This window comes from Paenisporosarcina sp. HGH0030 (assembly GCF_000411295.1).
Lineage (GTDB): Bacteria > Bacillota > Bacilli > Bacillales_A > Planococcaceae > Paenisporosarcina.
The window spans coordinates 39601-51912 of the sequence record NZ_KE150425.1; the positions used below are offsets into that span (position 1 = coordinate 39601).

The following is a 12312-nucleotide window of genomic DNA, read 5'->3' on the forward strand; positions in this document are numbered from 1 at the left end:
GGAAAGCTGGATTTAAATTAGTCCAATACTTTAATCCGAACCTGTTTTCGCCCAAATCCAAATGCCTGATCTGTTGTTGGCATGAACAAGTCAATTTTCATTCCTTTGATCGCTCCACCAGTATCACCAGCCACTGCATAACCATAGCCTTCTACCCAAACCTTGGAACCCAATGGAATAACACTTGGATCTACCGCTATTACTTTTAGGTTAGGGTTTGAACGCAAATCGATACCTGTAGCAGTAATTCCAGAACAGCCATTACAGTAAGCTGTATACGCTGTCGCAGAGACATAAAATTCTTTGCCATTAGGTTCTGATGAACTAGAGGCACCACGTGAAACGCTTGCCGTAACAATCTTCGTTCCAATAGCCACGACTTTCTTGGCTGGATCACTAACTACTTCTTCGCCTTTTAGAATGCGGGCGACCGGTTTCCCGTTTTCAGAAATTATTTCATAAGTTTGTTTAACGGATCCTTTTTTACCTTCTTGTACAACTTTTTCTTTACCTTTTAACAGGTTCTTATCTTTACGTGTTTCCACAGCGAAATTCGTTGCTGCTTCCACTACATCGGTGACTTTTTCTACGCGAACGACTTGTATAACATCGTTTGGAATCACTAGTTCATCCATTCTTTGTTCGACACGATCAAATTCATTCATTTGAATCTCTTGTTGTTTTAAAAAGTCAGCGACCGTAGTCGAAGTGGACCAAACCTTCATTTCATTGACACCATCTACGAGCGTTACTTGGAACGCTTTTTCAATCGCAATGTTTGTATCGGGTCCGACCTTGGCATCAAGCCTAGGTGTTAACTTATCTTGCTCAGAAACTTCAATCTTTGCTTCTGCTAAAACTTCACTAACTTGATTAGCAGTTGTTTGGATGGTTTGTTTTTTCCCATCAACTGTAATCGTAATTTTTTTTGCCTGCTCCCACTTAATAGAAAGTCCTTCTTCTATCTTCGTGTTCAATGAGGGTGACACTAAATCAGCGTCGGAAACTTTTATGTTTTGTTCATTTAATAAGTCTCCAACTGTATCTGCATGGGTGTTAACTTCTTGTTGTTTACCATTAACCGTCAAAGCGACAGTTTGTTTCGTTCCTATGAAAAGAACGGCTGATATTACTGAAACAATTAAGATAACTGCGATTGCTGCTATTCCTATTTGTTTACTCCTCAATGCTTTGGTGAACAGGTTTTTCATGGAATTATTTGACATGAAAAACGCCTCCTTATCACTCGTGTGATTATATAGATTTCAAAAATGCCTGTCAACCATTCTAAATTAGTCAAACTATTCTGGTTGAAAGCTCCTCCTTTGTCCAAGTATTGGAGACGGTTCCAGTTTTTATACAGGTAGTTTGTAAAATTTTATGGCATTTTCAGTCGTGGCTCTTGCCACTTCATCAATTGAAACATCTTTCAAACGAGCGATTTCTTCTGCTACAAGTGTTACGAGTGCCGGTTCATTGCGTTTTCCTCTATGTGGATGAGGTGCCAAGTAAGGAGCATCTGTTTCAATCATTAAATACTCCAAAGGAATTTCGGCAGCTACTTCTTTCGGCTTCTTCGCATTTTTGAAAGTCACGGGACCCCCAAGGGAAATCATGAAATTTAAATCAATGCAGATTTTAGCGGTTTCAACACTGCCACCATAACAATGCATTACTCCTCCGGTTTTTTCAGCCTGTTCTTCCTGTAAAATGCGGATGACATCTTCGGTAGCATCACGGTTGTGGATGACAATCGGCAAATTCACTTTTTGTGCCAAACGAATTTGCTTTCTGAACAACTCTTGTTGCACATCATGCGGAGACTTATCCCAATGGTAATCCAAACCAGTCTCACCAATAGCCACAACTTTTGGATGAGCCGCTAATTCCTCAATCCATTGCAAGTCTTCATCTGTACAATCAATAGCATCTACCGGGTGCCAGCCAACAACTGCATAAATAAAATCATATTGTTCCGCTAGCGAAATCGCTCGCTTAATCGTTTTATGGTCAAAACCAATGACAACCATGTGGTTTACCTTTGCTTCTAGTGCCCGTTCAATGACCTGTTGTAAATCTTCATCGTATTGATCTGCATTTAAATGGACATGTGTGTCTATGTACATGATTAATCGCCTCACTGTTTCTATTTTAGAATTAATAAGTATTTCCTACATCTCTGTCTTGTAACAAATTGACGACAGAACCATGTGTTCTTCATAACAATCAGGACTAAATAACCTGGAAATGGCAATTATAACTAATTGTATTTTATTTCCAGTGATTCCAACGACCTAAACTTTCCAAAGAATAGCACGTTCCGATTCATAGTGACAAGGAAAAAGCCTGCTCAGCAAATGCTGGACAGGCTATAGGGATTCTCTTTTATTTTACTTTCGCACCATTTTCAAGCTTTTCATCTACGGTTGCCAATGTTAAATAACCGTCTTTTTCTCCAGCAAGAATCATTCCTTGCGATAATTCTCCGCGCAGCTTGACTGGTTTTAAGTTGGCTACAACAATAACTTTCTGCCCGACTAATTCTTCAGGCTTGTAACTTTTGGCAATGCCCGATACAACCTGACGTTGTTCGTATCCCAAATCTACTTGCAGCTTCAATAATTTATCCGCTTTAGGAATTGCTTCACAAGCTGTGACAGTGGCCACTCGTAAATCTACATTCAAAAATTCATCAATTGTGATTTCTGGCACTTCTGCCACTTCTTCTTTTACCACTTCAGATTCTTCCGCTTTTACAGGACCACGCATTTGTTCTTGAATATACGTAATTTCTGTTTCCACTTCTAACCTTGGGAAAATCGGTACGCCTTTTTCAATCACTTTTGTGCCAGTTGCAATGCTTGATGTGTTTTCAAGTGAATCCCATGTCAATGCATCTGCAGACAACCCTAGTTGCTCAGCAATTTGTTTTGGCGCATTTGTCATAAAAGGTTGTAAGTAAACGGCTATTTTACGAAGACTTTCAGCCAAATTCCACATAACTGAACCTAGTTTTGATTTGTCTGATTCTTCTTTAGCCAATACCCATGGTTGTGTTTCATCAATATATTTATTCGTACGAGAAACAAGAGACCACAAATCGCTTAACACGATACTGAACTGCATCTTCTCCATACTTGCTTCATATTTTTCTTTCACTTCTTTTGCATGCTCTTGTAAAGTAGCATCAAATTCTGTTGGTTCATTTCCTTCTGTTGGAATCACACCATCAAAATATTTATTCATCATGGAAACAGTACGATTAAGTAAGTTTCCTAAGTCGTTTGCCAAGTCATAGTTCGTACGTTCCACAAAAGATTCCGGTGAAAAGACACCATCAGCACCGAATGGTAACTCACGTAATAAGAAATAACGAGTAGCATCTAGTCCATAACGGTTCACTAAAAGTTCCGGTGTGACAACATTGCCTTTTGACTTCGACATTTTCCCGTCTTTCATCATGATAAAGCCATGTGCAAATACTTTTTTAGGTAACGGTAAATCCAAAGCCATCAAGAAAATTGGCCAGTAAATTGTATGGAATCTCACAATGTCCTTACCGACCACATGTACATCAGCAGGCCAGAACTTATTAAATAATGATTCATCATCCGACTTATACCCGAGAGCTGTAATGTAGTTTGATAGAGCATCTACCCATACATAAATGACATGTTTTGCATCTCCAGGTACTCGGATTCCCCAATCAAATGAAGTTCGGGACACAGATAAATTTTCCAATCCTGGTTTGATGAAGTTATTTATCATTTCGTTTTTTCTGGACTCAGGTTCAATAAATTCCACATTATTTTCATAATAGTTCAGCAAGCGGTCAGCATATTTTTTCATATTGAAGAAATATGATTCTTCTTTGACTTTTTTCACTGGACGTCCACAGTCCGGACAGTTTCCATTTTCCAATTGTGATTCAGTAAAGAAAGATTCACAAGGCGTGCAATACCATCCTTCATACTCACCTTTGTAAATATCGCCGTTATCAAGGAATAACTGAAAAATCTTTTCAACGCCATCTTTATGACGCTGTTCAGTCGTACGAATAAAATCGTCATTGGAAATGTGCATCAAGTCCCAAACCTGTTTGGAAGCTTCCGCAATTTCATCGACATATGATTGTGGATCTTTTCCAGCTTCTTGCGCTTTCTCCTGAATCTTTTGACCATGCTCATCCATTCCTGTTAAAAAATGAACATCAAAGCCACGTAAACGCTTGTAGCGAGCCATCGCATCGGAAGCCACCGTTGTATATGCAGTTCCAATGTGGAATTTGCCACTTGGGTAATAAATTGGAGTCGTAATATAAAAAGAATTTTTTTTACTGTTCACTTAAATTCGCCCTTTCGTGCCCATAAAGTAGTAATACTATTCTATCTGAGTACCTGAATTGTTTCAATGCTGTAAGATTGACGGAAATTGTCGAATAATAATTACATTGAGTTTTAATTCAGTTTTTTTCTATTATTGCCATATTCTTGACACTAACAAATATTTCGTGTCAAAAATATTATATTATAACTATATAATATCATATTTTTAACAATTATTACTTTGAATTGGGAGTAATAGTTATTGACGAATTTGGGAGGAGTTGGTATGATAAATAACAGACAAGAAAGAAATGTCGAAATTTGACGAATTACTTTTATAATTCGGGAGGAGTACTTTTCATGAAATCTACAGGTATCGTTCGTAAAGTTGATGAATTAGGACGCGTAGTTATTCCAATAGAGCTTCGCCGTACATTAGGCATTGCTGAAAAAGACGCATTGGAAATTTACGTGGATGACGATAAAATCATCTTGAAAAAATATTTACCAAACATGACATGTGCTGTTACTGGTGAAGTATCAGATGACAACCTACGTTTAGTAGGCGGAAAACTGATCTTGAGCCCAGAAGGCGCAGACTTATTGGTAAAAGAAATTCAATCTAATCTTACTAAATAATTTCAAAATCCGGAGCGACAATACGTCACTCCGGATTTTTTATGCTTCAATATGATACTGCTGATAAACATCCCGCTTTGGTAAATCTCTTTCCTTGGCCACGACTTTAATGGCTTCTTTTGAAGAAAGCATTTGATTATCCATTACATGGTTAACATGCTCAGTTATGGATAAATTCAACCACCATTTTTCCATTTTTTCAGGATTTTCTTCTTTAGAACCATCGATAACCAATACAAATTCTCCACGCACGTCTTCACTCTCTACCCAAGCCACTGCTTCTTCTAAAGTTCCTCTTACAAACTCTTCGAACTTCTTCGTAACTTCTCGAGCCAAGACCACTTTTCGCGAAGATCCCAGTATTTGTTGAGCATCTCTTAGTGTTTCCTTTAATCGATGTGGAGCTTCATAAAAAAGCATCGTTTCTTTGTGATATTGAAGGTCTTCAAGCGCAGCTTTCCGATCTTTCTTTTGCCTCGGAAGGAAACCATAAAAAGTAAATGACAAAGTGGAAAGTCCAGATGATATTAACGCACTCAATGCAGCATTCGCACCAGGAATTGGCACCACGGATAAATTCTCCGCTACTGCCTTTGCCACAATATCTGCTCCCGGATCTGAAATGCACGGTAAGCCGGCATCACTGACAAGTGCAATATTCTTTCCTTTTCGCAGAAGCTCTAAAAGCTTGTCCCCACCATATTCCAAGTTATGTTCATGGTAGCTGATAAGCGGTGTTTCAATTTCAAAGTAGTTACACAGTTTTTTCGTATTACGTGTATCTTCCGCAGCAATATAATCCGCTTCTTTCATCATTCGAATCGCACGAACGGTCATATCCTCCAAGTTTCCAATAGGTGTCGCCACCAAATATAAAATACCAGTAGAAGATTGTCCTGAAAAACTCTTTTGTGCGTGCATTACTGTTCACCTCTCATTCCATTTGCCATATAATCTATTTTGTCACTTTTCTTTAATTGTTTAAATGCATACTCCGCTTTCATCGCCAGTTGTTTCGTTTCGAATACTTCCTGATAAATACAAGAGACCGGTCGTCTTGCTCGGGTATACTTGGCGCCTTTGCCGCTATTATGAACATTTACACGCTTTGTTAAATCGTTGGTATAGCCGGCATAATAGGAACCATCAGCACATTCCAATACATAAAAAACATGCTCATTAGTTCTTTCCATAAAGCATCTCACGCACTTCTTCTGTATATACACCTTTTTCATCGTACACATATAAAGGGGGAAGAATTTTTAAATCAGGTTTTCCATCTTTGATTCCTTCTATTAACAAGGTATTCGCTTCTTTGCCTTCTTTCGGATAAACAAAGCGAATGCGTTTCGGCTCCAGTCGATTGGCTCTCATCGCCGTAACAATGTCCAACAATCTGCCAGGTCGATGAACAAATGCCGCTTTTCCACCTTGTTTTAACAGCTGACTTGCAGATTGAACCGCTTCGTCTAACGTTAAATAAAGTTCATGACGGGCTATCGCTAAATGCTCTTTCAAGTTTTTATTACTTGCTTCATGGGCAGGAAAATATGGAGGATTGCACGTCACCACATCATACTTTTCAATTCCTAACTCTTTTGGAATCGTTTTTACATCCCCTTCAACAATAGTAATTTGTTCATTCAATTGATTATAACTAACGCTTCTCTTGGCCATATCAGCCAATCGTTCCTGTAATTCTACACCTGTTATTTTGGCTTTCGTCCGTGCACTTAAAAATAAAGGAATGACGCCATTTCCTGAACACAAATCGACGATAGACCCTTGTTTAATCGGTACATACGTAAATTTTGCAAGCAGGACCGCATCGAGTGAAAATGAAAAAACGGACGGACTCTGAATAATCCGTAGTTCTTCTGCAAGCAAATAGTCTAGTCTTTCATCATCTTGTAAGTCGATTTCCATTGGTTAACCCTCCGACATAACAAAAGACCGACATCCACTTGAATAAGTGGAATCAGTCTTTCATCACCCGTTTTGTTTATTTAAAAAAGAAAGGCAAAATAAACAATCTTCACCTTTACGTGAGCTTCCAAAGTGCACATGACACACATGGAATCCTTCTTGATATAATCGTGCCAAGTTATCGTAACCTTCTCCAATATCAAGCCGGCTTAATTTTTTTGCATTTAGTTCGTTCTGCTTCAGGACTTCTTCTTCCGCTGCATGAATTTCATCCAGTCGCGTTCGAAGAAGGAAGTTTTCTTGCTGCAAAGACTGATGTTCTTCCATCATCAATGCCACGAACTCTTTAAGTGCATGGAACTGCCCTTGCAAAGATTCCAGTTGCTGTTCAAACTCCATGACCGTATCCAAAAAATTACGATCTTTCACGTACATCACCTCGTTGTTCAGTCCATTACACTTGGTTTTCTGCATATTGTTGAATTTCTTCTAATGTATAGTCAAGCACACGTTGTTGCTCAGCTAATTCAACTTGCATCACGCGTTCCAGCAAATTAATTCCGACGACTTTTCCTTTGCCATCAGGTGTGGAAATTCGCGCACCCATATCGGGCATTAACTCTTTTGCTGTTTCATACTCATCATTTTCGTATTTCAAACAGCACATCAATCGACCACATAAACCCGAAATTTTTGATGGGTTTAGAGAAAGGTTTTGATCTTTGGCCATTTTGATTGAAACAGGTTCAAAATCACCTAAAAATGTAGAACAGCACAACATACGACCACATGGTCCGATTCCACCAAGCATTTTTGCTTCGTCTCGAACCCCGATTTGACGTAACTCGATTCGAGTTCTGAAAACAGAAGCTAAATCTTTCACCAAATCACGGAAGTCCACTCGACCTTCAGCCGTGAAATAAAAAATTATTTTATTTCGATCAAATGTATACTCTACATCGACCAGCTTCATATCCAGCGTGTGTTCAACAATCTTCTCTGTTCCAAGCTCAAATGCCTGTTGCGATTCAAGTTGGTTCTCTTCCACTTGATGGCGATCACGCTCATCAGCCGGACGTACAACTTGCTTAAGTGGCAAAACCACATCGTGTTCTTCAACTTGCTTTACAGGAACGACGACCTTCCCGTATTCTACCCCTCTAGCTGTCTCAACTATAACATACTGATCTTTTTCTAAAGGAAAATCAGCTGGATCAAAATAATATATTTTACCCGCTTTCTTAAAGCGGACACCTACCACGTTATACAAACGAAAACCCCTCCTGAAGATTCAGCATTAACTGTTCCATTAACAGCGTCCGATTCATATTGCGATGCAGTTGTTGCTTCGCTTTTAATATGGCCTCTATTTTATTGGACAAGTGCTCATACGTAGTATGAAGGGCACGTCGTTGATAAAAGGGCAAAAAATCTGGATACGCGTAAGCTGAATCACTTTTGGCCTTGACTGATACTAAATCGCGGTATGCGAATAAAAGCAAATCCAATGCCTGTTCTGTTTCTTCTTTTTCTTTTAACAAAGGTAACCAATCTTCATGTACGGTCAACATCGCTTCATGTACATTAGATTCGACTGCCTCAACCAATTTTAACACTGTTTTTCGAACCTGTGCAAACTGCTCATCTTTTGCCAATTGTGAAGATTCTTCCAAATCATTCGTCAACATGGAAACAGTTGCCGCCATAGACGCAGTCAAGCCTTGATCTATCAGTACTTTCACCCGTTCTTCATAAGGAATAGCAGGGAAAGAAATAATTTGACTACGCGATCGAATTGTCGGTAAAATCGCATGTGGTTTTTCCGTTAACAAAATCGCTGTAATTAGACCTTCAGGTTCTTCTAAAAATTTGAGCAATGTATTCGCAGCAGATGCGTTTAAGCGATCTGCCCTGTGGAGCACATATATTTTACGGCCAGCTTCAAGGCCTGTTTTATTCATCTCATATATCAACTGGAGCATTTGATCTTTTTTGATATCTTGTCCATCCGGCTCAATTTGAATAAAGTTAGGATGGTTGCCAGATTCAAATCTTCTGCACCCTCGGCACGTTTCACATGAAACATTTTGTACGGGTTGTTCACATAATAATAATTTCACAAAAGCGCGCATGACCGCTACTTTGCCAGTTCCTTTTGCTCCTTCAAAAAGATACGCATGAGCAACACGATTTTTCTGAAAAACCGTTTGGAGTTGTTTCATTACAACTGGCTGTAACTGTCTGACATCTTTTTGGTTTGCATCCATGAAGTTGCTCACCCTTTCTTTTTGAAAAAACCCGTGCTCCGGACATCCGGAAAACACGGGATTTTTCGTGTGTAGCTAAATAAAATTGATTCATAAATGCAGTACTAAAATTTAAAAATGATGGAACTGTTCAATCGGAAGCACAAATACTGTTGCGCCACCTACTTCAACTTCTACTGGATAAGGAATGTATGAGTCAGCATTACCGCCCATTGGCGATACCGGAGCAACCATCTGCTCACGAGAACGACAATTATCACGGATTAAATCAAGTGCTTTCGGAATTAATTCGTCATCGGTACCGATTAAAAACGTCGTATTTCCTGATCGTAAAAAACCACCAGTACTTGCTAATTTGGTTGCACGAAAGTCACCTTTCGTAAGTGCGTTTGATAAACGGTTACTATCTTGATCTTGCACCACAGCCACTATAAGCTTCATCAACTCGGCCCCTTTTCCAGAAGTTCTTCCTACTATTATAACATGAAAAGTTTATTCATTTCATACGTGAAGCAAGATAATTTTTCAGAACATTCAGTACGTATTCCGTTACTTCTTCCTGTGATTTGGAAGCATCCACCACATGTATTCGTTCTGGATATCGTTTGACGACTTCCTGGTAACCTTCTCTTACTGCTTCATGAAATGCCAAATTTTCAGCATCTAGTCTATTCTTTTCCCTTTCATCATGCTTTGCAATCCTTTTTAGACCCAATGAAGGTTCCAAATCAAACAATAATGTTAGGTTGGGCATTAACTTGCCAATTGCAAACTCATTGATGGAAAGTACTTCGTCAATTCCCAACCCGCGGGCGTGACCTTGGTAAGCAAGAGATGCATCAATAAATCGATCACATAAAACGATTTTATTTTCATTTAATGCAGGCGTGATTTTTTCCACCAAGTGTTGTCTTCTCGCCGCGGCATATAATAGTGCTTCTGTACGGCCATCCATCTCCGTGTAATCGTTATTTAATATGACTTCACGTATATGTTCTGATATGCGGATACCACCCGGCTCGCGTGTTGATACAATCTCGTATCCCTCATTCGTTAATTGTGCGACAACATCACCCATCACAGTTGTTTTTCCTGCACCTTCTGGTCCCTCAATTGTTATAAAAAATCCTTGGTTGTTCATTCTTTTTCCTCCTTCAAGACAAGCAACTGTTTTCGGCTCAAATCATGCTCACCTTGAATCGTTGCACCACTCGCTAAATAATCTGCAAGCATTTTCAATTTATTAGTTGTAATTTTCTCCCCACGAACAAACAAAGGAATACCGGGTGGATACGGAATAACCATTCCCGTACAGATTCGTCCGGTAGTTTTCGTAAATGAAATCCATTCATTTTCTGCCGTCTGTAACTTTTTATATGAAACGGCTAAAGTTGATAGTGCTTCTATATCATGCGAATAATCAATTTCCACTTTATCTCTTTGCTGTTTAGAACATTTTTCAACAGCAGATTTTATCTTCCTTCGTATTTCTGCAAATGGGAAGTGATGTCTAGCTTTTAATAAGGGCAAGATCATTAAAACTTGCTCGGGGTCCGCTAGTTCTACATAGATTCCCTGATGCTCCAATTGTTTTTGCAAGCTGAAGCCAGTCAAATGGGATACCCGTAAAATTAACTTCAGTGGATCATCAACTTCAATAACTTCAAGAGAAGGAATCGACTTTAACCCATCCACGAACTGATTTCGTGACTTGATAAACTGCTGATGATCTTCATGCGCATACGTTCCGATATAATGTCGGGCATCATCCAAGGATGCGAGTAATAGATACGAGGGACTGCTGGATTGAAGCATACGCAAATAGCGATTCACTCTATCATTGGACACTCGATTTGAGTTGATATGAAGAAATGAACCCATGGTCAATGCCGGCAGTGTTTTATGAGCGGACTGTACAACCACATCTGCACCCATTTCAATTGCGGACATGGGAAATTTGCCTTTTCCAATAAAATGCGCCCCATGTGCTTCGTCAACTAAGACGGGAATTCCGTGTTCATGCGCCAACTGAATGGTTTCAATCATTTCAGAATTCGTCACGCCATAATAAGTAGGGTGAGTTAAAATAATTGCTTTTGCATCTGGATAATAGTCGATAGCCGCAGCTACAGTAGATAAGCTGACGTGTGATGGCGTGTAGGTAGCCTCATCCCATTGAGGTGTTAAAAACACGGGTTGTGCACCTACCAACTCAAGTGCATGGAATACCGACTTGTGAGCATTCCTTTGCACCAGTACTTGATCGCCTTCCCCACAAGTTGCATACACCATCGCCAAATTTCCCACGGTCGAACCATTCACCAGAAAATAACTATGTTGCGCTCCGTAGGTTTTTGCCAATAAATCTTGTGCCTCCGCGATGACTTCTTCCGGATGATGATAATCATCAAGTCCACTGAGCTCTGTGTAATCAAACCTCATTACATCTTTAAAAGCACGCGGCAATTCGGACAATGCCCCATGTTTATGTCCAGGCACATGAAACGAGCTATTTTGATTTTCATAAAAACGTTGCATCGCTTCTACTATTGGACGTTCCTTCATATCTAATCCCTCACACTTTTTCATATAGCTTTATTATACAACAAGATGGACAATCACCGACGGCCATTGCACTGTTATCTCATATACCAAGTTAAGTTGACCACTGAAACAAAATACTCTTTTTATATATGCGATTGATAATTTATCGCTCAGATTGAAGTATTTCTCGTTCAAACTCATCTCACTGGTAAGTTGACTTGTTGAATCAATTCACCCGTTCAATCCTACTTCCCATAATATAAACCTTCCACCAACAGAAAAGATTCATGAAGAGTCAGCGTCATGGATCCTAATTTAAGAATTTGATTTCCATTACTCTTAACCTCCTATTAGTTCTATTTTCGCTGCGCTCCTGTTCAAACCATTAAAAAACAACACAAAAAAACCGACATCTCGGAAGGTATCAGCTCTCACAGGGGGCGCCCCCAACTACCATCGGCGCTAGGCTGCGAAAGACGATGCACGGCAGATTTCTTCGTCAACCGCAGGTCTTCGAGTCTCGCGTATATTATACGCTCCGAGTCTCATCCCTTTGTTTCCTCGAACTCTTTGTTCCTCCTCTTTCTCGCACACCTTCGTACTAAGCTTAA

13 protein-coding genes are annotated in these 12312 nt (G+C 39.5%); 1 reads left to right on the top strand and 12 read right to left on the bottom strand.

Annotation, left to right across the window (positions count from 1 at the left end; genetic code table 11):
- Positions 1-17 precede the first annotated feature (17 nt).
- From HMPREF1210_RS17140 to metG, 3 genes are all read right to left on the bottom strand, one after another.
- A complete protein-coding gene (locus HMPREF1210_RS17140) occupies positions 18-1226 on the bottom strand; it encodes a G5 and 3D domain-containing protein (protein ID WP_016429965.1) in 1209 nt (402 codons plus the stop codon).
- A 129-nt stretch (positions 1227-1355) separates the two neighbouring features.
- Positions 1356-2126: a TatD family hydrolase gene (locus HMPREF1210_RS17145; RefSeq protein ID WP_016429966.1), complete on the bottom strand. Its 771-nt coding sequence runs from the start codon at positions 2124-2126 to the stop codon at positions 1356-1358.
- Positions 2127-2385: 259 nt separating this feature from the next.
- Positions 2386-4344: a methionine--tRNA ligase gene (gene metG / locus HMPREF1210_RS17150; protein ID WP_016429967.1), complete on the bottom strand. Its 1959-nt coding sequence runs from the start codon at positions 4342-4344 to the stop codon at positions 2386-2388.
- A gap of 341 nt (positions 4345-4685) precedes the next feature.
- On the opposite strand from metG, the gene HMPREF1210_RS17155 reads away from it, so the two are divergent.
- Positions 4686-4964: an AbrB/MazE/SpoVT family DNA-binding domain-containing protein gene (locus tag HMPREF1210_RS17155; RefSeq protein WP_016429968.1), complete on the top strand. Its 279-nt coding sequence runs from the start codon at positions 4686-4688 to the stop codon at positions 4962-4964.
- Positions 4965-5003: 39 nt separating this feature from the next.
- On the opposite strand, the gene rsmI is transcribed toward HMPREF1210_RS17155, so the two are convergent.
- The 9 genes from rsmI to HMPREF1210_RS17200 form a co-directional block, all read right to left on the bottom strand.
- Complete coding sequence (rsmI, locus tag HMPREF1210_RS17160) at positions 5004-5885, bottom strand: 16S rRNA (cytidine(1402)-2'-O)-methyltransferase (protein WP_016429969.1); 882 nt, start codon at positions 5883-5885, stop codon at positions 5004-5006.
- The gene (locus HMPREF1210_RS17165) at positions 5885-6157 is read right to left on the bottom strand and encodes a GIY-YIG nuclease family protein (RefSeq protein WP_016429970.1); all 273 of its coding nucleotides are present in this window, start codon (positions 6155-6157) and stop codon (positions 5885-5887) included. The genes rsmI and HMPREF1210_RS17165 overlap by 1 nt, the downstream gene beginning before the upstream one ends.
- On the bottom strand, positions 6144-6890 hold the full coding sequence (locus HMPREF1210_RS17170; protein WP_016429971.1) for a tRNA1(Val) (adenine(37)-N6)-methyltransferase: 747 nt from the start codon (positions 6888-6890) through the stop codon (positions 6144-6146). The genes HMPREF1210_RS17165 and HMPREF1210_RS17170 overlap by 14 nt, the downstream gene beginning before the upstream one ends.
- A 63-nt stretch (positions 6891-6953) precedes the next feature.
- Positions 6954-7319 carry a DNA replication initiation control protein YabA gene (gene yabA / locus HMPREF1210_RS17175; RefSeq protein ID WP_016429972.1) on the bottom strand — a complete coding sequence of 122 codons (366 nt, stop codon included), beginning with the start codon at positions 7317-7319 and terminating at the stop codon, positions 6954-6956.
- A 25-nt stretch (positions 7320-7344) separates the two neighbouring features.
- Positions 7345-8160, bottom strand: coding sequence for a stage 0 sporulation family protein (locus HMPREF1210_RS17180; protein ID WP_016429973.1), 816 nt, complete (start codon positions 8158-8160; stop codon positions 7345-7347).
- Positions 8153-9157 carry a DNA polymerase III subunit delta' gene (gene holB / locus HMPREF1210_RS17185; protein ID WP_016429974.1) on the bottom strand — a complete coding sequence of 335 codons (1005 nt, stop codon included), beginning with the start codon at positions 9155-9157 and terminating at the stop codon, positions 8153-8155. The genes HMPREF1210_RS17180 and holB overlap by 8 nt, the downstream gene beginning before the upstream one ends.
- A gap of 111 nt (positions 9158-9268) precedes the next feature.
- A complete protein-coding gene (locus HMPREF1210_RS17190; protein WP_016429975.1) occupies positions 9269-9598 on the bottom strand; it encodes a cyclic-di-AMP receptor in 330 nt (109 codons plus the stop codon).
- Positions 9599-9653: 55 nt separating this feature from the next.
- Positions 9654-10298, bottom strand: a complete 645-nt coding sequence (gene tmk / locus HMPREF1210_RS17195) for a dTMP kinase (RefSeq protein ID WP_016429976.1) — start codon at positions 10296-10298, stop codon at positions 9654-9656.
- Entirely contained in the window at positions 10295-11722 is a 1428-nt protein-coding gene (locus tag HMPREF1210_RS17200) for an aminotransferase class I/II-fold pyridoxal phosphate-dependent enzyme (protein WP_016429977.1), read from the bottom strand. The genes tmk and HMPREF1210_RS17200 overlap by 4 nt, the downstream gene beginning before the upstream one ends.
- Between the last annotated feature and the right edge of the window lie 590 nt (positions 11723-12312).

What these genes read in the sequence shown, in the direction of transcription:
- HMPREF1210_RS17155 (WP_016429968.1), top strand. Translation starts at nt 4,686, where the DNA reads ATGAAATCTACAGGTATCGTTCGTAAAGTTGATGAATTAGGACGCGTA.
- rsmI (WP_016429969.1), bottom strand. Translation starts at nt 5,885, where the DNA reads ATGCACGCACAAAAGAGTTTTTCAGGACAATCTTCTACTGGTATTTTA.
- holB (WP_016429974.1), bottom strand. Translation starts at nt 9,157, where the DNA reads ATGGATGCAAACCAAAAAGATGTCAGACAGTTACAGCCAGTTGTAATG.
- HMPREF1210_RS17145 (WP_016429966.1), bottom strand. Translation starts at nt 2,126, where the DNA reads ATGTACATAGACACACATGTCCATTTAAATGCAGATCAATACGATGAA.
- HMPREF1210_RS17140 (WP_016429965.1), bottom strand. Translation starts at nt 1,226, where the DNA reads ATGTCAAATAATTCCATGAAAAACCTGTTCACCAAAGCATTGAGGAGT.
- HMPREF1210_RS17170 (WP_016429971.1), bottom strand. Translation starts at nt 6,890, where the DNA reads ATGGAAATCGACTTACAAGATGATGAAAGACTAGACTATTTGCTTGCA.
- HMPREF1210_RS17200 (WP_016429977.1), bottom strand. Translation starts at nt 11,722, where the DNA reads ATGAAGGAACGTCCAATAGTAGAAGCGATGCAACGTTTTTATGAAAAT.
- tmk (WP_016429976.1), bottom strand. Translation starts at nt 10,298, where the DNA reads ATGAACAACCAAGGATTTTTTATAACAATTGAGGGACCAGAAGGTGCA.
- HMPREF1210_RS17190 (WP_016429975.1), bottom strand. Translation starts at nt 9,598, where the DNA reads ATGAAGCTTATAGTGGCTGTGGTGCAAGATCAAGATAGTAACCGTTTA.
- HMPREF1210_RS17165 (WP_016429970.1), bottom strand. Translation starts at nt 6,157, where the DNA reads ATGGAAAGAACTAATGAGCATGTTTTTTATGTATTGGAATGTGCTGAT.